Here is a 19987-nt window from a genome sequence, read left to right as displayed (position 1 = left end):
TCATGCCGATCGACATTCTCATGCCTGCGCTTTCTCCCACCATGGAGGAAGGAAAACTGGCCAAGTGGCTGAAGAAAGAGGGCGATCAGGTCAAGGCCGGCGATATCATCGCCGAGATCGAGACCGACAAGGCGACCATGGAGGTCGAGGCGGTCGATGAGGGCGTGCTCGCCAAGATCCTCGTCGCCGACGGCACCGAGAACGTCGCGGTGAACACGCTGATCGGCGTGATCGCAGCCGAGGGCGAGGATGTTGCAGCTGCGGCCAGCGGCGGCGGCAAGGCGGCCACTCAGGAGGCCAAAGCCGAGCCCAAGGCTGAACCGAAAGCCGAGGCCAAGAGCGAGGACGTGCCCGCCGCCAGCAAGCTGGACAGCGTTCCGGCCCAGGCCAAGTCATATGATTCCTCCTCGGAGTTCCCGGCCGGCGCCGAGCTGGTCAGCACCACGGTGCGCGAAGCTTTGCGCGACGCGATGGCCGAGGAAATGCGCCGCGACAAGGACGTCTTCGTCATGGGCGAGGAGGTCGCCGAGTACCAGGGCGCCTACAAGGTGACCCAGGGCCTGCTGCAGGAATTCGGGGCCAAGCGCGTGATCGACACGCCGATCACCGAGCATGGCTTCGCCGGCATCGGCGTCGGCGCGGCCCTGTCGGGCCTGAAGCCGATCGTCGAGTTCATGACCTTCAACTTCGCCATGCAGGCGATCGACCACCTCATCAACTCCGCCGCCAAGACGCTCTACATGTCCGGCGGCCAGATGGGTTGCCCGATCGTGTTCCGTGGCCCGAACGGCGCGGCCGCCCGCGTCGGCGCCCAGCACAGCCATGACTATGCGGCGTGGTACTCGAACGTGCCGGGCCTGAAGGTGGTGATGCCTTACAGCGCCTCCGACGCGAAGGGCCTGCTGAAGAGCGCGATCCGCGATCCGAACCCCGTGATCTTCCTCGAGAACGAGATCATGTACGGCAAGTCGTTCGACGTGCCGAAGGGCGACGATTTCCTGATCCCGATCGGCAAGGCGAAGGTGGTGCGTCCCGGCACGGACGTGACGATCGTCTCCTTCGGCATCGGCATGACCTATGCGCTCGGCGCCGCCGAGGCGCTGGCCAAGGAAGGCATCGAGGCCGAGGTCATCGATCTCCGGACGATCCGCCCGATGGATATCGAGACCGTCATCGCCTCGGTGCAGAAGACCAACCGCTGCGTCGCGGTCGAGGAAGGCTTCCCGCAGTCCGGCGTCACCGCCGAGATCGGCATGAAGATCATGGAGGCGGCCTTCGACTATCTCGACGCGCCCGTTGCCCGCGTCACCGGCAAGGACGTGCCGATGCCCTACGCGGCGAACCTCGAAAAGCTCGCGCTTCCGAATATCGGCGAGGTCGTCGCGGCGGCCAAGGCCGTCTGCTATCGCTGAGAGGGGGCTGACCGATGCCGACGAACATCCTGATGCCCGCGCTGTCTCCGACGATGGAGAAGGGCAATCTCGCCAAGTGGCTGAAGAAGGAAGGCGACACCATCAAGTCCGGCGACATCATCGCCGAGATCGAGACCGACAAGGCCACGATGGAGGTCGAGGCGGTCGACGAGGGCGTGCTCGCCAAGATCGTGGTGCCGGAAGGCACCGCCGATGTCGCGGTCAACGAGGTGATCGGCGTGATCGCCGGCGAGGGCGAGGATGCCAAGAGCGTCTCCGCTCCGGCGGCGGGCGCCGCTGCACCCGCCAAGGCCGAGTCGCCCAAGAGCGACGCGCCGAAGGCTGAAGCTCCGGCCGCTGCCGCGGCTCCCGCACCGGCTGCGTCCGCCCCCGCGGCGGCCCCGGCGTCCGCCGGGGGCAGCCGTGCCTTCGCGTCGCCACTGGCGCGCCGCATCGCCAAGGACGCCGGGCTCGACCTCAATGCGATCAAGGGCTCCGGCCCGCATGGCCGCATCGTCGAGAAGGATGTCGAGGCCGCCAAGAAGGGCGGCGGTGCCAAGGCTGCCCCGGCTGCCGCGCCCGCCGGGGCTCCGGCTGCCAAGCCTGCGGCTGCGCCGCTCGCGAGCGGTCCCTCGGACGAGCAGGTCAAGAAGCTGTTCGAGCCGGGCTCCTACGAGGAAGTCCCGCATGACGGCATGCGCAAGACGATCGCGCGCCGCCTGACCGAGGCTAAGCAGACGGTCCCGCATTTCTACGTCACCGTTGATTGCGAGCTCGACGCGCTCTTGAAGCTGCGTGGGGAGCTCAATGCCGCGGCGCCAGAGAAGGACGGCAAGCCGGCCTACAAGCTCTCGGTCAACGACATGGTGATCAAGGCGCTGGCGCTGGCGCTCCGGGCGGTGCCGGATGCCAACGTGTCCTGGACCGACAACACCATGCTCAAGCACAAGCATGCCGATGTCGGCGTCGCCGTCTCGATTCCCGGCGGCCTGATCACGCCGATCATCCGCAATGCCTGCCACAAGAGCCTGTCGCAGATCTCCAACGAGATGAAGGACATGGCAGCTCGCGCCAAGGCCCGCAAGCTGAAGCCCGAGGAGTATCAGGGCGGCACGACGGCGGTCTCCAATCTCGGCATGTTCGGGGTCAAGGACTTCGCTGCGATCGTCAATCCGCCGCATGCGACGATCCTGGCGGTCGGCGCCGGCGAGCAGCGCGTCATCGTCAAGGGCGGCCAGCCGGCCGTGGCGACGGTGATGTCGGTGACGCTCTCGACCGATCACCGCGCCGTCGACGGTGCGCTCGGCGCCGAGCTTCTCGCGGCGTTCAAGGGCTATATCGAGAAGCCCATGGCGATGCTGGTCTGAGGCGGCGGGAGAGAGACCATGGCTGACTACGACATCATCGTCATCGGCTCCGGCCCCGGCGGCTATATCGCCGCCATCCGGGCGGCGCAGCTCGGCTTCAAGACCGCGATCGTCGAGCGCGAGCATCTTGCCGGCATCTGCTCGAACTGGGGCTGCATCCCGACCAAGGCGCTGCTGCGCTCGGCCGAGATCCTGCATTACGGCCAGCACGCCAAGGATTACGGGCTGGTTCTGGAGGGCTCGTTCAAGGCAGACCTGGAAGCGATCGTGAAGCGCTCGCGCGGCATCGCCACGCGGATGAACAACGGCGTCCAGTTCCTGATGAAGAAGAACAAGGTCGACGTGATCTGGGGCGAGGCCAAGCTGACCAAGCCCGGCACGATCACCGTCGCGCCGACCAAAAAGCCGGCGATGCAGCCGCAGACGCCGCCACCCAAGAATGCCAAGGGCGAGGGCACCTATACCGCCGACCATATCATCGTAGCGACCGGCGCCCGGCCGCGCGCGCTGCCCGGTCTCGAGCCGGACGGCAAGCTGATCTGGACCTATTTCGAGTCGATGGTGCCGGCGAAGATGCCGAAATCGCTGCTCGTGATGGGTTCCGGCGCCATCGGCATCGAGTTCGCCTCGTTCTACCGGACGATGGGCGTCGAGGTGACCGTGGTCGAGGTGCTGCCGCAGGTCGTTCCCGTGGAGGATGCCGAGATCGGCGCCTTTGCCCGCAAGGCTTTCGAGAAGCAGGGCATGAAGATCCTGACCGGCGCCAAGGTGACGAAGGTCGAGAAGGGTGCCGATTCCGTCACCGCCCATATCGAGGACGAGAAGGGCGGCAAGCAGACGATCACCGCGGACCGGATGATCTCGGCCGTGGGCGTCGTCGGCAATATCGAGAATCTCGGGCTGGAGACGCTCGGCGTGAAGACGGACCGCGGCTGCATCGTCATCGACGATCTCTGCCGGACCAACGTCAAGGGCGTCTATGCGATCGGCGACGTTGCCGGCCCGCCGATGCTGGCGCACAAGGCCGAGCATGAGGCGGTGATCTGCGTCGAGGCGATCAAGGGCCTGCATCCGCATCCGATGGACAAGCTGATGATCCCGGGCTGCACCTATTGCCACCCGCAGATCGCCAGCGTCGGCCTGACCGAGGCGAAGGCCAAGGCCGCCGGCCACGAGGTCAAGGTCGGCCGCTTCAACTTCGTCGCCAACGGCAAGGCCGTGGCGCTCGGCGAAGACAGCGGCCTGGCCAAGACGATCTTCGACGCCAAGACCGGCAAGCTGCTCGGCGCGCATCTCGTCGGCCCGGAAGTGACCGAGCTGATCCAGGGCTTCGTCGTCGCCATGAACCTGGAGACGACCGAGGAGGAACTGATGCACACGATCTTCCCGCATCCGACCCTGTCGGAAGTGATGAAGGAAAGCGTGCTCGACGCTTACGGCAAGGTCCTGAACGCCTGACGTTTCCTCTTCGGGCTTCGGTTCCGCGCACATGATTGTCATTCCGGGTTCTTCGCTCCGGAAAGCCCCGGAATGACAACGGTTGGTGCGCCGATGCTTGGCGCCGGTCCATCCGCGCGCCATATTGCGCTAATGCCGCCACGAACCCGCAAATCCGCCAAACCCGATCGCGTTGTCCGCGACGAGGAGATCGAGATCCTGCCGCCGCGCCGGACGCTGCCGCTCGACTGGAGCGTCATCGTGCCGACCGTCGCTTTCGGCACCGTCACGGGCTTCGCAGCCAGCCTGGTCGTCGGCGGTGGCGGAGTAATCCGCCATGCGGTCGTCGGCGTGCTCGGCATGCTGGTCGGGCAGGGTATCGTGCGCCTGACCGGCTGGCGGCTGAACACCGGCTACAGCTTTCTGGACGATGCCGGCATGGCGGTCATCGGCGCCATCCTCATTATCCTGCTGGCGCGCTTCATCGCCTGAGATACCATTACCCCGTGGAACCGGCGGCAACCGTGGCCGTTGGCTACGCGCGCATTCGCGTTTGGCTAGGGGAACATCTGCGATGGAAAGCTTTGCCGCCACCATGGCCCAGCCGGGCTATGGCTTCTTCATGACGCTCTTCATCGGCGTCATCGCCGGCTGGATCGCCGAGCGCCTGACCTCGTCCGATCACGGGCTCTTCACCAACATGCTCGTCGGCGTCGCCGGCTCCTTCGTCGGTGCCAAGGTCGCGGAACTCCTTGCGATTCCGGTCTTCGGCTTCTGGCGGACGCTGGTTGCGGCGGTAGCTGGCGCTGTCATCGTGATCGTGATCTGGAACGCGGCCCGGGGGCGCAGGTGAAGCTCCGGTGAAGCTCTCTTGCCGGGGCCGGCAGTTGCGGCAGAGCGCTTTGGGGATTAGCTAGAGGGAGCCGGCTTGGCCGGCTCCTGCTGTTGAAGCCCGGACCCTGTTATGGCGCTTGTTCTCGACCTGCTGAACCGCGATCCGCGGCCCAATGCCGGCAACCCGAAGGCGCAAGCCGCGGAAGTCCGCCATCCCGAGAAGCAGAAGCGCCCGGAGAACCCGGTCCTGCGCAAGCCGGACTGGATTCGCGTCAAGGCACCGGGTTCGCCGAAATGGGCCGAGACCAAGGCGATCGTGAAGGCCGAGAAGCTGGTCACGGTCTGCGAGGAGGCCGGCTGCCCCAATATCGGCGAGTGCTGGGAAAAGAAGCACGCCACCTTCATGATCATGGGCGACACCTGCACGCGGGCCTGCGCCTTCTGCAACGTGAAGACCGGCGTGCCGCAACCGCTCGACCTGGAAGAGCCGCGCAAGGTCGCGGAGGCCGTCGCCAAGCTTGGGCTCGAGCATGTCGTGATCACCTCGGTCGATCGCGACGACCTCAAGGATGGCGGCGCCGAGCATTTCGCCAATGTGATCCATGCCATTCGCAAGGCCTCGCCCGGCACCACGATCGAGATCCTGACGCCCGATTTCCTGCGCAAGCCGGGCGCGCTCGAAGTGGTCGTGGCGGCCCGCCCCGACGTCTTCAACCACAATCTCGAAACCGTACCGGGCAGGTACCTCAAGGTTCGTCCCGGCGCGCGCTATTTCCATTCGCTGCGCCTGCTGCAGCGGGTGAAGGAGCTCGACCCGACCATCTTCACCAAGTCCGGCATCATGGTCGGCCTCGGCGAGGAGCGGAACGAGGTGCTCCAGTTGATGGACGACCTGCGCTCGGCCGAGGTCGACTTTATGACGATCGGCCAGTATCTCGCGCCCTCGCGCAAGCACCACGCCGTGATCCGCTTCGTCACGCCCGACGAGTTCAAGAGCTTCGAGACCATCGCCTATGCCAAGGGCTTCCTGATGGTCTCCTCGACGCCGCTGACCCGCTCCTCGCACCATGCCGGCGAGGATTTCGCCCGTTTGCGTGCGGCGCGCGATGCCCAGATCGGTATCGGCCACAATCGTCGCGGCTGAAGGCACGTCTTCGATGCCAATGTTCAACAGCACCCGCCGGGTGAGGCACTCGCCCGAGCAGATGTTCGCGCTCGTCGCCGATGTCGAGACATACCCGCAGTTTCTGCCGCTCTGCGAAGGCCTGGTCGTGCGCCGGCGTACACCACGCGAGGGCGGCGGCGAGGTGCTGCTCGCCGATATGAGCGTCGGCTACAAGGCGATCCGCGAGACCTTCACCAGCCGCGTCACGCTCGATCCGGCCAATCTCAAGATCCTCGTCGAGTATGTCGACGGGCCGTTCCGCTATCTGGAGAACCGCTGGACCTTCAAGCCGCATGAGGCGGGTTGCGAGGTCGGCTTCTTCATCTCCTACGAATTCGCCAGCCGGATGCTCGGCCTGCTGATGGGCGCGATGTTCGACAAGGCCTTCCGGAAGTTTGCCGAAGCCTTCGAGAAGCGCGCCGAGCTGGTCTATGGGCGGAATGCCCCAACGATAGTGACGGGGCCTTAAGCCCTGCATGGCATGGTTCGGCGCTTGGCCGAGGACATGCTCATGGACGCATCCGCAGCTCAGATTGTCGGTCGCCTTCGGGCCCGCCGCATGGCGGCGACGCTCCCGATCTATGTCGCGACGATCTTCGTTTCGGCCTTCCTGCTCTTCGGCATCCAGCCGATGTTCGCCAAGATGGTGCTGCCGAAGCTGGGCGGCTCGCCCGGCGTCTGGTCGGTCGCCATGGTGTTCTTCCAGGCGGTGCTGCTCGCAGGCTACGGCTATGCACACCTGCTCGTCAGCCGCCTCAGCGTGCGCCGCGCCGCGCTCGTCCATCTGGCGCTGATGTTCGCGGTCCTCGCGATCAGTCTGCCGATCCATATCGCCGCCGGGTTCGAGCGGCCGCCGCAGGAAGGAGAAGTGCTCTGGCTGATCGGCCTGTTCACGGCCTCGGTCGGCTTGCCCTTCTTCGCCGTCGCCGCCAACGGGCCGCTGCTGCAGGCCTGGTTCGCACGGACGGGCCACAGCCATGCCGCCGATCCCTATTTCCTCTATGCCGCCTCCAATATCGGCAGTTTTCTCGCCCTGATCGCCTATCCGTTCGTGGTGGAGCCGCTGCTGCCGCTCGCGATGCAGACCAGAGCCTGGGCCTGGGGCTTTGCTGTGCTGCTCGCCGGAATTGCCGGCTGCGCCGGGCTCGCCATCGGCACAGGCCGGATGGATGCTCCCGCACCCACCACCGCAGCGACGCCCGGCTCCGTCACTCACCTGCAACGCTTCGGCTGGGTCGCGCTTGCCTTCGTGCCGTCCGGGTTGCTGGTCGCCGTCACCGCGCATATCTCCGCCGATGTCGCCGCCGTGCCGCTGCTTTGGGTGGTGCCGCTGGCGCTGTTCCTGCTGACCTTCGTCATCGTCTTCCAGCGCCGCCCGATCCTGCCGCATCGCTGGATGCTGCGTTTGCAGATCGTCCTGCTGCTCGGCCTGCTTCTCGCCATTCCGTTCCAGTCGCCGGCCGGCTGGGGCGTCTCGCTGGCGCTGCATCTCGGCCTGTTCTTCGCGACCGCGATGGTGGCGCATGGCGAGCTGGTGAAGCGCCGCCCCGATGCATCGCGCCTGACCGAATTCTATCTGTGGATGTCGTTCGGCGGCGTGCTCGGCGGGCTGTTCAGCGGCCTGCTGGCGCCGATGCTGTTCAATGCGGTCATCGAATATCCCATCCTGATCGTGGCCGGGTTGCTGTGCCGCCCGGAGATTGCCGCAGGCCGCGCTCCACGGCGGCTGAAGCTCGGCCTGATCGCGGCGGCTGCGAGCGTGACGGCTTTGCTGGTTGTCGGCGATCGGCAGCTCACCGATTCGATCCGCTCCTTCTATGGCATCAACCGGATTTCCGAGACGGAAGACGGGCGTTTCCGCAAGCTCGTGCATGGGACCACCGTCCACGGTGTGCAGCGCCTGCGCAACGATGACGGCAGCGTGGTCACCGGCCGGCCCGAGCCGTTGAGCTACTACTTCACGGGCGGCGCCATCGCGGACGGCATCGACGCCCTGCGGCGCGCACGCGGCGGAACGCTGGGCAAGGTCGCTTCCGTCGGCGTCGGCACGGGTTCGCTCGCCTGCCGGATCCGCCCAGGGGAGGATTGGAGCTTCTACGAGATCGACGCCCGCGTGGTTTCTATCGCGACCGATCCGGCACGCTTCTCCTTCGTCAGCGAGTGTGCTCCGCATGTGCCGTTCGTGATCGGCGACGCCCGGCTGACGCTCGCCGATGCGGCGCCCGGCTCGCTCGACCTGATCGTCATCGATGCGTTCTCATCAGACGCGATTCCGGTTCACCTGCTGACGCGGGAGGCGATCGGGCTCTACCTTTCCAGGCTGGCTCCCGGCGGCGCCATGCTGTTCCACATCTCCAACCGGAACATGGATCTCGCCCCCGTGGTCGCCGCGACGGCACGCGAGCATGGGCTCCTCACCTGGATCAGCCAGTATCGCCAGACACCGGAGATGAAGGATCAGCACAAGTTCCTGTCACAGGTGGCGATGGTCGCGCGTGATCCGGCGGATCTCCGCTTTGCCTCGCAAGAGCAGTGGCGGGTGGAGCAAGGGGACGGCGTGCGGCCCTGGCGCGACGACTATGCCGATGTCGTCGGTGCGATCTGGCGGAAGCTCTCGCGCCGAACGACGTCAGCCGGCGGCATCGCGCAGTAATTCGAGCGCGACGACGACGGAAAGCCGCCGGATGCGATCGCGCGACAGCGGGCCGAACCGCATCTCGCGATGCGTCGTGCCGGCCGGCCCCGCACAGGCGAAATGGACCAGGCCGACGGGCTTGCGCTCCGTGCCGCCGCCGGGGCCAGCGACACCCGTAATGGCGACGGCGAGGTCCGCCGAGAGCCGTGAGCGACCGCCCTCGGCCATCGCACGCGCGACCTCCTCGCTGACCGCGCCGTGAGCCTCGATCAGGCCGGCAGGCACGCCGGCCAGAGCCGCCTTGGCCTCGTTGGAATAGGTCACCAGACCGCCATTGACGACATCGGAGGAGCCGGCGATCGCGGTCAGGGCTCCGGAAACGAGCCCTCCCGTGCAGGATTCCACCGTGGCCACCTTGAGGCCGCGCGCGCGGCAGGCCGCCAGAACCGTCTCGGCCAGCGTCGTGATCTCCGCATCGAACATGGCTAGTCCTCCTCGGGCAGGCGGATCGTCGCCGTCCCAAATGCGACGAGACCCTCACGGCGGCCGGTGAAGCCCATGCGCTCGGAGGTCGTCGCCTTGATCGCGACCTTGCCCGGCGAGATGCCCGCGATGGCCGCGATCTCGGCGCGGATGGCTTCGCGATGCGGGCCGATCTTCGGGGCTTCGCAGACGATTGTCAGGTCGAGGAAGTCGATCCGCCCGCCGCGCTCGCGGACGCGGGCCGCAGCGAAGGCGAGGAACTGCGCCGAAGCGGCGCCGCGCCATTGCGGATCGCTGGGCGGGAAATGCGTGCCGATATCGCCGTCGGCCAGCGCGCCGAGCAAGGCGTCCGTCAGGGCATGCAGAGCGACATCGCCATCGGAATGGGCGATCACGCCCTGGTCGTGGCCGATCCGGACGCCGCCGAGCCAGACATGGTCGCCGGGGCCGAAGGCGTGGACGTCGTAGCCGGTGCCGACGCGCGTCACGAGCGCCTTGCCGGCATGGGTCGCTGCCCGCAGGAAATCCGCGGCATGGGTCAGCTTCACATTGGCCGGGTCGCCCTGGAAGGTCGCGACCGGATGGCCGGCCCATTCCATCAGGGCGGCATCGTCGGTGAAGCCGTGGAGCAAGGCCGCCTCCGCAGCCTCGTGGGCGTCGAGCAGCGGCTTGAAGCGGAAGGCCTGCGGCGTCTGGACGGTGACGAGTTGGTCGCGGGGTGGGGTTTCCGCGACATGGCCATCGGCGCTGGTGCGCTTGACGGTATCGGTCACGGGCAAGGCGGGGATCGCGGCGATGCCGCCGGCACCGAGCCGGTGGATCGCCGCGCTGATCTGGGCCCGCGAGACGAAGGGCCGCGCGGCGTCGTGGACCAGCACGATACCGTCGAAACCCTCGCGGGAGAGCGCGAGCAGGCCGCGCCGCACGGAAGCCTGGCGCGTTGCGCCGCCGAGCGTCGGGGCCGCAAGCCGGGCGCTGTCGATGCCGGTCGTGGCATTGGCATAGCGCGCCTCGTCGCCTTCGCCGATCACGACGGCGATGCGTTCGATCGCGGGTTCCGCGAGGAAGGGCGTCAGCGCATGGGCGAGAACGGGGCGGCCTTCGACCAGCCGATACTGCTTCGGCTCGCCGTCGCCAGCCCGCAGGCCGCGGCCGGCCGCGACGAGCAGGGCTGCAACCGGCGGAAGCGCATCGGATGGGCTGAGCACGGTGCTGGGTCCTGTCTGCAAGCGGGTCATGGGCGCATGCCATAGCGGTTTCCGCCGCGATGGGGCAGGGGGTGCGACGCTGCTGCATTGCAGCACATCCGCATAAGCCCTTGCGCTCCTGCAGCATTGTTCAATAAATATGCATATTGAGAAATGCCTTAAAAGCAGGCTGACACTTTGGACATCGCAGGTATCCCGATCGCGTCCCGCGCCTTCCTGGCGCCGATGTCCGGCGTGACCGACATCGTCATGCGCCGGCTCGCGGCCCGCAGCCATGCCGGAGTCGTGGTGTCGGAGATGGTCGCGTCCGACGAATTCGTCCGCGGCAGCGAGGAAGCGAGAATCCGCGCCGAGGGCGAGGGCGTGTCGCCGCATGTCGTGCAACTCGCCGGCTGCGATCCGTACTGGATGGGGGAAGCAGCGCGGCTGGCCGAGGCCAACGGCGCCGATATCGTCGATATCAACATGGGCTGCCCGGCCAAGAAGGTGACGGGTGGCTGGGCCGGCTCCGCCCTGATGCGCGATCTCGACCATGCCGTCGCGCTGGTCGAGGCTGCGGTGGCCGCCACCAATGTGCCGGTGACGGTCAAGATGCGGCTCGGCTGGGACGATGCCTCCCGCAACGCGCCCGAGCTCGCCCGACGGGCAGTCGACGCGGGCGCGCGGATGATCACGGTCCATGGCCGCACGCGCCAGCAATTCTACAAGGGCACAGCCGATTGGCGGGCGATCGCGGCGGTGCGGGCGGTCGGAGATTTCCCCCTGGTGGCCAATGGCGACATCCATGACGTCATGGATGCGCGCGACTGCCTCGACCAATCCGGCGCCGATTTCGTCATGGTGGGACGTGCCGCGCTCGGCCGGCCCTGGCTGGTCGGCGCGATCGGCGCCGCACTCGACGGACGCGCCTTCCGGCCGTTGGCGCTGGCCGAGAAGCTGGCCCTGGCCTGCGAGCATTACGAAGGGCTGCTCGCCCTGATCGGGGTCGCGCATGGCGTGCGCCATGCCCGCAAGCATCTGGCGGCCTATGCGGATGATGCAGTCGCCGATGGCTGCGAGCCCGATGCGGAACTACGCCGCAGCCTTCTGACCTCAGACGAGCCCAAGCAGGTCCTGGCCGCGCTGGCGGGCCTGTTTTCGACCGATCGCAATCGCGAAGCGGCCTGATGCCGCAAGGAGCAGCCGATGACGGCGATGTTTGCCGACAAGGGGCTTGGAAACCGCAGCACCTACCTGCTCGATCCAATCGAGGTCCAGGCGCTGAACGTGCTGCCGATGCCGGTGCTGGTGATCGGCGAGGGCCATGCCGTGCTCTACGCCAACACGGCGGCAGAGGATTTCTTCCAGTCGAGCGCCGCCCTGCTCAAGCGCCAGCGCATCGATGACCTCATCGCCTTCGGCTCGCCCGTTCTGGGCCTGATCGAGGAGGTGCAGCGCCGTGGCGCCAGCGTCAGCGAGTACCGTCTCGATCTCGGCACGCCGCGCCTCGGAACCGATCACATCGTCGACGTCTTTGCCTCTCCCTTGCCCAGCCAGGGCGACGCGGTCGTGCTGATGCTGCAGGAACGGACAATTGCCGAAAAAATGGACAGGCAATTGACGCATCGAGGGGCAGCGCGCTCAATCACCGCGCTCGGCGCCATGCTGGCCCATGAGATCAAGAACCCGCTGTCGGGCATCCGGGGCGCCGCGCAATTGCTCGAAGGCTCGATCTCAGACGACGATCGGATGCTGACGCAATTGATCTGCGACGAGACCGACCGGATCGTGAAGCTGGTCGAGCGCGTCGAATTGTTCGGCGACGAGCGGCCGAGCGAACGCGATGCTGTGAACGTCCATGACGTGCTCGACCATGTGAAGCGCCTGGCCCAGTCGGGCTTCGCCCGGCATATCCGCTTCACCGAGACCTATGATCCGTCGCTGCCGCCCGTCGCCGGCAATCGCGACCAACTCGTCCAGGTGCTGCTCAACCTCGTCAAGAACGCTGCCGAGGCCATCGGCGAGGGGGCTTTGGATGGCGAGATCACGCTGACCACCGCCTATCGCCCGGGCATCCGCCTGCAGGTGCCGGGATCCACGGAGCGCATCGCGCTGCCGCTCGAGATCGCGGTGCGCGACAACGGGCCGGGCGTGCCGCCCGACCTGGTGCAACACCTGTTCGATCCCTTCGTCACCACCAAGGCTCAGGGAAGTGGCCTTGGACTTGCACTTGTCGCCAAGGTGATCGGCGATCACGGCGGAATCGTCGAGTGCGAATCCGTTCCGCGCCGGACGCATTTCAGGATCCTCCTGCCCCTGCACCAGCTCAGGTCGGGACAGGCAACGTAAAGGCCTCAAGCAACACATGCCGACCGGTCACATCCTCGTCGCCGACGACGACGCCGCGATCCGCACCGTCCTGAACCAGGCGCTGGCCCGGGCGGGCTATGAAGTCAGGACCACGGGCCAGGCCGCCACGCTCTGGACCTGGGCGGCCCAGGGGCTGGGCGACCTGATCATCACCGATGTCGTCATGCCGGACGGGAACGCCTTCGACCTGCTGCCGCGCATCAAGCGGGTACGGCCCGAACTGCCGATCATCGTGATGAGCGCGCAGAACACCTTCATGACGGCGATCAAGGCCTCCGAACGCGGCGCCTACGAATATCTGCCCAAGCCCTTCGACCTGAAGGAGCTCGTCGCCATCGTCGGGCGCGCGATGTCGCGACCGCGCGGCGAGACGGCACGCGGCCACGCGGCCGAGCCCGAGGATATCCCGCTCATCGGCCGCTCGCCGGCGATGCAGGACGTCTATCGCGCGCTGGCGCGACTGATGCCGATCGACCTGACCGTGATGATCAACGGCGAATCCGGAACCGGCAAGGAATTGGTGGCGCGCGCGCTGCACGATTACGGCAAGCGCAAGAACGGCCCCTTCGTCGCGATCAACATGGCGGCTATCCCGAAGGACCTGATCGAATCCGAACTGTTCGGCCATGAGAAGGGCGCCTTCACCGGGGCGCTGACGCGCTCGTCCGGCCGCTTCGAGCAGGCGGAGGGCGGCACGCTCTTCCTCGACGAGATCGGCGACATGCCGATGGAGGCCCAGACTCGCCTGCTGCGCGTGCTTCAGCAGGGCGAGTACACCACGGTCGGCGGGCGGACCCCGATCAAGACCAATGTCCGCATCGTCGCCGCCACCAACAAGGACCTGCGCATCTCGATCGCGCAGGGCCTGTTCCGCGAGGACCTGTTTTTCCGACTGAACGTCGTGCCGATCCGCCTGCCGCCCCTGCGCGAGCGCATCGAGGACATTCCCGATCTCGTCCGCCATTTCTTCACGCTGGTCGAGAAGGAGGGGCTGCCGCGCAAGCAGGTCGATTCGGAAGCCATGGACGTGATGCGGCAGTACCGCTGGCCGGGGAACGTCCGCGAACTGGAGAATCTGGTCCGGCGCCTGGCCGCGCTCTATCCGCAGGAGACGATCACCGCTCCGATCATCGAGGCCGAGCTCCAGCCGGCAGCGGTGGGGCCGGGCTTCACCAGCAGCAGCCCTGTAGCGTCCGAACGCGCGGAGACGCTCTCCGGCTCGGTCGAGCGCCATCTCGGCCAGTATTTCGGCGGATTCGGCGACAATATCCCGCCTCCGGGGCTCTATCACCGCATTCTGCGCGAAATCGAGCCGCCCTTGATCGCGGCGGCGCTTGCCGCGACGCGCGGCAACCAGATTCGCGCCGCGGAGCTGCTCGGGCTCAATCGCAACACGCTGCGCAAGAAGATTCGCGAGCTCGACATGCAGGTGGTGCGCTCGCCGCGCTGAAACGAGGCGCTTCTCGCCTTGTGAATGTCATATTTTGACAACACCGTTGCGGCGGCGCATCAGTGGCGCCCTGCAGGCGTGGTCGGTTCGCGATCCCTGCCATATCGGAGTTGTCGGTAAACGTGTCCGCTTCTGTCAACGAAGCCAGAATGATGCCGCGCGGCGAGGAGAAATCCCGCCGCGTATCCGGCTGGGTCGGCGGGATCGTCGTCGCGCTGGCCTTGATCTCAGCGCTGGTTACCTTCCTGGTGCTGTCGGGCGCCACGCCGATCGTGCCCGTACACGAGGTCGTGGTCGGCGTATTCGTGCTGAATGCGCTGCTGATCCTGGTGCTGATCGTCGTCGTGGCGATCGAGGCCGCCGTGCTGATCCGTGCCCGCAAGGCGGGAGCGGCGGCGGCGGGTCTGCATGTCCGCATCGTCGGCCTGTTCAGCATCATCGCCGCCCTGCCGGCCGTGCTCGTCGCCATCATCGCCACCGTCACGATCGAGCGCGGGCTGGAGCCGTGGTTCTCCGACCGGATGCGCGATGCGGTGTTCAAGTCGGTCGAGGTCGCCGATGCCTATGCCGCCAGCCAGTGCCGCTCGCTCGGCCGCGAAATCCGCGTGCTCGCCGATGACCTGAGCCGGGCGAAGCCGGCCTATGACGTCGACCGCAAATGGTTCGAGAACTTCCTGACGACGCGCGCGACGGCGCTCGGCCTGCCCGTCGCCGCGATCATGCAGCCGCCGGACAAGGTGGTCATTCGCGCCAATATCAACGTGCTGCGCGATCCGCCCATGCCGGATCAGGCGGCCTTCGACGATGCCAAGGCGGCGCCTGAGCCGATCTGCGTCATCCCGCGGACGGGAACCGTCTTCGGCGCCGTGGTGAAGCTGCCGGCCTATGACAACAGCTTCCTGCATGTCGCACGCGAGGTCGATCCGCTCGCCGTCGAATTCCCCTCTGTCGCACGCGGCGCCGCCGTCGAGTATCTTTCGATAGACGCCCGCCGGAAGGGCGTGCAGATCGCCTTCGCCTCGATGTACGGGCTGATCGCGCTGATCCTGCTGCTCTCGGCGATCTGGCTGGGCCTGAGTTTCGCCAACGGGCTGGTCGCGCCGATCCGCCGGATGATCGATGCGACCGACCAGGTCTCGAGCGGAAATTTCTACGTCCAGGTGCCGATCCGACGATCGGAGGGCGATCTTGCCCATCTCGGCGAGACCTTCAACAAGATGACGGCGGAGCTGCGTCGCCAGCGCGACAGCCTGGTGACGGCGAGCGAGGTCATCGACCGGCGCCGGCGCTTCACCGAGACGGTCCTGTCCGGCGTCTCCTCCGGCGTGCTCAGCCTCGACGGCGACGGCCATGTCACCACGATCAATCGCTCGGCCGAGAACCTGCTCGGGACCGGCGGGCGCCTGCTCGGCAAGCCGATCGGCGAGATCGCGCCCGAGGTGGCAGGCTTCGTCACGGAAGCCCTGCAGAACCGGCAGCGCCAGAGCTCCGGCCAGGTCGCCTTCACGCGCGCCGGCCAGGACCGCATGGTCAATATCCGCGCGGTCAGGGAAGGCGAGGGGATCGGGGCCGGGCTCGTGGTGACGCTCGACGATATCACCGACCTGGTTTCCGCCCAGCGCACGGCCGCCTGGGCCGACGTCGCCCGCCGCATCGCGCACGAGATCAAGAACCCGCTAACGCCGATCCAGCTTTCGGCCGAGCGCATCAAGCGCCGCTTCGGCCGCGTCATCACCGAGGGCAAGGACGTCTTCGACCAATGCACCGACACGATCGTGCGGCAGGTCGAGGACATCAGGCGCATGGTCGACGAGTTCTCCTCCTTCGCCCGCATGCCGAAGCCCTCGCTCGCCCGCGAGGACATCGTCGAGACTGTCCGCCAGATCGTCTTCCTTTGGCGCGTCGGCAATCCCGAGACGACGATCGCGGAGACGTTGCCGGCCGAGACGGTCCTGGCGCGCTTCGACCGGCGCCTGATCTCGCAGGCGCTGACCAATGTCATCAAGAATGCGACCGAGGCGATCGAGGCCGTGCCGGCCGACGAACGCGGGCAGGGCCGCATCGACGTCCAGATGGCCCGGCTCGACGACGGCCGGATCGTCATCGACGTCATCGACAACGGCAAGGGCCTGCCGGCCGACCAGCGCCAGAAGCTGCTCGAGCCCTATATGACGACGCGCGAGGGCGGGACGGGCCTCGGGCTCGCCATCGTCGGCAAGATCCTGGAGGACCATGGCGGCGGAATCGAACTGCTCGACCGGCCGGACGCCGCTAGCGGCGCACGGGGGGCGCGCATCCGCCTCTGGTTCCCCGAGACGGGGCCGGCGCAGGACTCAGAGGGTGGCGATGCGGCCGCCCAGCCGGAAAACGGCTCGCGCAACATGGATGATGGGAAGAATGGGATACGCCTATGAGCGCTGACATCCTGGTAGTGGACGACGAAGTCGATATCCGCGATCTGGTCGCCGGCCTGCTGGAGGACGAGGGCTACCGCACCCGCAAGGCCGGCTCCGCCGACGAGGCGCTGGCCGCGATCGCATCGCGCCGGCCGAACCTCGTCTTCCTCGATATCTGGCTGCAGGGCAGCCGGCTCGACGGTCTGCAGGTGCTGGAGCTGATCAAGGAGAACCATCCCGATCTTGCGGTCGTTATGATCTCCGGCCACGGCAACATCGAGACCGCCGTCTCGGCGATCAAGAGCGGTGCCTACGACTTCATCGAGAAGCCGTTCAAGGCCGACCGGCTGGTGCTGGTCGCGGAGCGCGCGCTGGAGGCCTCGCGCCTGCGCCGCGAGGTCCGCGAGCTCAAGACCCGCTCGGTCCAGGCCGACCGCATCGTTGGCCGCACCACGGTCGTCAACCAGCTTCGCCAGACGATCGAGCGCGTCGCGCCGACCAATGCGCGCGTGCTGATCACCGGCGAGCCGGGCTGCGGCAAGGAATTGGCAGCGCGCACGCTGCATGGCGCCTCGACCCGGTCGAGCGGCCCCTTCGTCGTCATCAACGCGGCGACGATCACGCCCGAGACGATGGAGGAGGAGCTGTTCGGCGTCGAGGGCGGCGACGGGCGCGGGCGCCGGATCGGCGCGCTCGAAGAGGCCCATGGCGGCTCGCTCTATATCGACGAGATCGGCGACATGCCGCGCGAGACGCAGAACCGCATCCTGCGCGTGCTGGTGGACCAGAATTTCCAGCGCGTCGGCGGCGCGACGCGCGTCCATGTCGATGTCCGCGTCATCTCCTCGTCTAGTCGCGATCTGGCGCAGCTCATCGCCGACGGGCATTTCCGCGAGGACCTCTATCACCGCCTCAGCGTCGTGCCGATCAAGGTGCCGCCGCTGTCGGAGCGGCGCGAGGACGTGCCGGAGCTGATCGAGTTCTTCATGGACCAGATCTCGGTCGCGAGCGGGCTGCCGAAGCGCCAGATCGGCAGCGACGCCATGGCGGTGCTGCAGTCGCATGAATGGCCCGGCAACATCCGCGAGCTGCGCAACAATGTCGAACGGCTGATGATCCTGACCAAGGGCGACCCCACCGCCGAGGTCACGATCGAGATGCTGCCGGCCGAGGTCGGCGCCATGGTGCCGACGACGCCGTCGGGCTCCGGCGGCGAGCGCCTGATGAGCCTGCCGCTGCGCGACGCACGCGAGATATTCGAGCGCGAATACCTGATCGCGCAGATCGCGCGCTTCTCCGGCAACATCTCGCGCACGGCCGAATTCATCGGCATGGAGCGCTCGGCGCTGCACCGGAAATTGAAGTCGCTCGGCGTCGGCTGACGCCGTCAGGCGCCGCACGCATGACCGTTTGCACGCGACGCAGGCGGCATGCATCTAAAGTCGCCATTGCTGCACTTGCGTTGCGGGCGAAGACGACGATCTAATGGAGCATCGGTGTTCCGACGCTGGTGGAATGCGCCGCCGGCCTGAAACGGAACGAATTGGATCGCTGGATTTAATCCGATCGGCGATCCCAACAACAGGGACTACCCATGGCCGCCGAGCGGGCACAGAACCTCCAGGACACCTTCCTCAACCATGTGCGCAAGCAGAAGATCCCGCTGACGATCTTCCTCGTCAACGGCGTCAAGCTGCAGGGCGTCGTCACCTGGTTCGACAATTTCTGCGTGCTGCTGCGCCGCGACGGCCACTCGCAGCTCGTCTACAAGCACGCGATCTCGACCATCATGCCCGGCCATCCGGTGCAATTGTTCGAGCCCGAGGAAACGGACAAGAACTGATTTGGCTGCAAGCCACAAGGACGACAAGGATCGGGCGGCCACGCGCGTCACTGGCGCGAAGCCGCTCGACGAGATCGAACGCGACATCGCGGCGAATACGCGCGCCTTCGTCGTGGGACCCTATCTTCAGAAGCGCGGCATCGCCGTCGATGCCAACCAGCGTTCCTTCGCGGCGCGGCTGGACGAGGCTGTCGGCCTCGCCGCGGCGATCGACCTCACCGTGGTCGAGCCGGTGCAGGTGCTGCTGACCGCGTTGCGCCCCGCGACCTATCTCGGCAAGGGCAAGGTCGAGGAGCTGGCCGAGCGCATCAAGATCGAGGAGATCGGGCTCGTCGTGATGGACTGCGCCCTGTCGCCGGTCCAGCAGCGCAATCTCGAAAAGGCCTTCGGCTGCAAGGTCATCGACCGCACCGGCCTGATCCTCGAGATCTTCGGCCGGCGGGCGCGCACCAAGGAGGGCGCGCTCCAGGTCGAGCTCGCGCATCTCAACTACCAGAAGAGCCGGTTGGTGCGGTCCTGGACCCACCTTGAACGCCAGCGCGGCGGCTTCGGCTTCCTCGGCGGCCCCGGCGAAACCCAGATCGAGGCCGACCGCCGCATCATCCAGGAGCGGATGACCAAGATCGAGCGCGATCTGGAGAGCGTGAAGCGCACCCGCTCGCTGCATCGCGCCAGCCGGAAACGCGTGCCTTATCCGATCGTTGCGCTGGTCGGCTATACCAATGCCGGCAAGTCGACGCTGTTCAACCGGCTGACCTCGGCCGATGTCCTGGCGCAGGACATGCTCTTCGCCACGCTCGACCCGACGGCGCGCGCGATCAAGCTGCCGCATGGCGCGCGGATCATGCTCTCCGACACGGTCGGCTTCATCTCCGACCTGCCGACGCAGCTCGTCGCCGCTTTCCGCGCAACGCTGGAGGATGCGATCGAAGCCGACGTCTTGCTGCATGTCCGCGACGTCGCGCATGAGGACACACAGGCGCAGGCCGCCGACGTGCAGGCTATCCTGCGCGATCTCGGTATCAACCCGGACGACGGCCAGCGCGTCATCGAGGTCTGGAACAAGGCCGACCTGCTCGATCCCGCAGAGCGCGAACGCCAGCTCGGCATTGCGACGCTCAGGCCGGATGGATCGCGCCCGGTGCTGGTCTCGGCATTGACCGGCGAGGGCATCGAGCGCCTGACGCGTTCGATCGAGACGCGGATCGCGCATAGCCGCCCGGTCTACACGCTGGAACTCGCGCCGGGAGACGGCAAGTCGCTCGCCTGGCTGCATGCCAATGGCGAAATCCTTCGGCGCGAGGATGGTGAGGATGGCGGGCTGAAGCTCGTTGTGCGTCTGCCGCCCGAGCGGGAAGGGGCTTTCACGGCGCGGTTTCCGGAGGCTGCGCGGCAGGGATAAGCCCTG

Annotated in this window: 17 protein-coding genes; 15 read left to right on the top strand and 2 right to left on the bottom strand. The window is 67.0% G+C overall.

All coding sequences use genetic code 11. The annotated features are described in order from the left end of the window. Positions 1-2 precede the first annotated feature (2 nt). The 8 genes from Q9235_RS08770 (at position 3) to Q9235_RS08735 (ending at position 8868) form a co-directional block, all read left to right on the top strand. Positions 3-1412, top strand: coding sequence for a pyruvate dehydrogenase complex E1 component subunit beta (locus Q9235_RS08770; RefSeq protein WP_306226440.1), 1410 nt, complete (start codon positions 3-5; stop codon positions 1410-1412). Positions 1413-1426: 14 nt separating this feature from the next. Beyond that, on the top strand, positions 1427-2779 hold the full coding sequence (locus Q9235_RS08765) for a pyruvate dehydrogenase complex dihydrolipoamide acetyltransferase (RefSeq protein ID WP_306226438.1): 1353 nt from the start codon (positions 1427-1429) through the stop codon (positions 2777-2779). 18 nt (positions 2780-2797) lie between these two features. Further along, positions 2798-4237 (top strand): dihydrolipoyl dehydrogenase, encoded by a 1440-nt coding sequence (gene lpdA, locus Q9235_RS08760; RefSeq protein ID WP_306226436.1) that lies wholly within the window; start codon positions 2798-2800, stop codon positions 4235-4237. Between the two features lie 72 nt (positions 4238-4309). Continuing rightward, entirely contained in the window at positions 4310-4708 is a 399-nt protein-coding gene (locus Q9235_RS08755) for a GlsB/YeaQ/YmgE family stress response membrane protein (RefSeq protein WP_306226434.1), read from the top strand. An 82-nt stretch (positions 4709-4790) separates the two neighbouring features. Beyond that, on the top strand, positions 4791-5069 hold the full coding sequence (locus tag Q9235_RS08750; protein ID WP_306226433.1) for a GlsB/YeaQ/YmgE family stress response membrane protein: 279 nt from the start codon (positions 4791-4793) through the stop codon (positions 5067-5069). A 111-nt stretch (positions 5070-5180) separates the two neighbouring features. Further along, positions 5181-6194 (top strand): lipoyl synthase, encoded by a 1014-nt coding sequence (lipA, locus tag Q9235_RS08745; RefSeq protein ID WP_306226432.1) that lies wholly within the window; start codon positions 5181-5183, stop codon positions 6192-6194. A gap of 13 nt (positions 6195-6207) precedes the next feature. Next, positions 6208-6684, top strand: a complete 477-nt coding sequence (locus tag Q9235_RS08740; protein ID WP_306226431.1) for a type II toxin-antitoxin system RatA family toxin — start codon at positions 6208-6210, stop codon at positions 6682-6684. Positions 6685-6774: 90 nt separating this feature from the next. After that, positions 6775-8868 (top strand): fused MFS/spermidine synthase, encoded by a 2094-nt coding sequence (locus Q9235_RS08735; RefSeq protein ID WP_306226429.1) that lies wholly within the window; start codon positions 6775-6777, stop codon positions 8866-8868. On the opposite strand, the gene Q9235_RS08730 is transcribed toward Q9235_RS08735, so the two are convergent. Beyond that, positions 8845-9333, bottom strand: a complete 489-nt coding sequence (locus tag Q9235_RS08730; protein ID WP_306226428.1) for a CinA family protein — start codon at positions 9331-9333, stop codon at positions 8845-8847. The two genes, Q9235_RS08735 and Q9235_RS08730, sit on opposite strands and share 24 nt — an antisense overlap. 2 nt (positions 9334-9335) lie before the next feature. Continuing rightward, positions 9336-10541, bottom strand: coding sequence for a bifunctional 2-C-methyl-D-erythritol 4-phosphate cytidylyltransferase/2-C-methyl-D-erythritol 2,4-cyclodiphosphate synthase (locus tag Q9235_RS08725; protein WP_306226427.1), 1206 nt, complete (start codon positions 10539-10541; stop codon positions 9336-9338). Between the two features lie 225 nt (positions 10542-10766). On the opposite strand from Q9235_RS08725, the gene dusB reads away from it, so the two are divergent. The 7 genes from dusB to hflX all read left to right on the top strand — a co-directional run bounded on the left by dusB (position 10767) and on the right by hflX (position 19981). Next, positions 10767-11708 (top strand): tRNA dihydrouridine synthase DusB, encoded by a 942-nt coding sequence (dusB, locus tag Q9235_RS08720; RefSeq protein WP_306228167.1) that lies wholly within the window; start codon positions 10767-10769, stop codon positions 11706-11708. Between the two features lie 108 nt (positions 11709-11816). Further along, positions 11817-12869, top strand: coding sequence for a two-component system sensor histidine kinase NtrB (locus Q9235_RS08715; RefSeq protein WP_306228166.1), 1053 nt, complete (start codon positions 11817-11819; stop codon positions 12867-12869). 16 nt (positions 12870-12885) lie between these two features. Continuing rightward, positions 12886-14340 carry a nitrogen regulation protein NR(I) gene (gene ntrC, locus Q9235_RS08710; protein WP_306226426.1) on the top strand — a complete coding sequence of 485 codons (1455 nt, stop codon included), beginning with the start codon at positions 12886-12888 and terminating at the stop codon, positions 14338-14340. A 149-nt stretch (positions 14341-14489) separates the two neighbouring features. Next, entirely contained in the window at positions 14490-16754 is a 2265-nt protein-coding gene (locus Q9235_RS08705; RefSeq protein ID WP_306226425.1) for a sensor histidine kinase NtrY-like, read from the top strand. Further along, entirely contained in the window at positions 16751-18118 is a 1368-nt protein-coding gene (ntrX, locus tag Q9235_RS08700; protein ID WP_306226423.1) for a nitrogen assimilation response regulator NtrX, read from the top strand. Before Q9235_RS08705 ends, ntrX begins: the two co-directional genes overlap by 4 nt. Positions 18119-18330: 212 nt before the next feature. Continuing rightward, positions 18331-18579 carry an RNA chaperone Hfq gene (gene hfq / locus Q9235_RS08695; RefSeq protein WP_038365847.1) on the top strand — a complete coding sequence of 83 codons (249 nt, stop codon included), beginning with the start codon at positions 18331-18333 and terminating at the stop codon, positions 18577-18579. A gap of 73 nt (positions 18580-18652) precedes the next feature. Continuing rightward, positions 18653-19981 carry a GTPase HflX gene (gene hflX / locus Q9235_RS08690; protein ID WP_306228165.1) on the top strand — a complete coding sequence of 443 codons (1329 nt, stop codon included), beginning with the start codon at positions 18653-18655 and terminating at the stop codon, positions 19979-19981. Positions 19982-19987: the final 6 nt, after the last annotated feature.

Origin of the sequence: Bosea beijingensis (genome assembly GCF_030758975.1) — a bacterium.
Taxonomy (GTDB): domain Bacteria; phylum Pseudomonadota; class Alphaproteobacteria; order Rhizobiales; family Beijerinckiaceae; genus Allobosea; species Allobosea beijingensis.
This window is presented reverse-complemented; position numbering and strand designations above follow the sequence as displayed.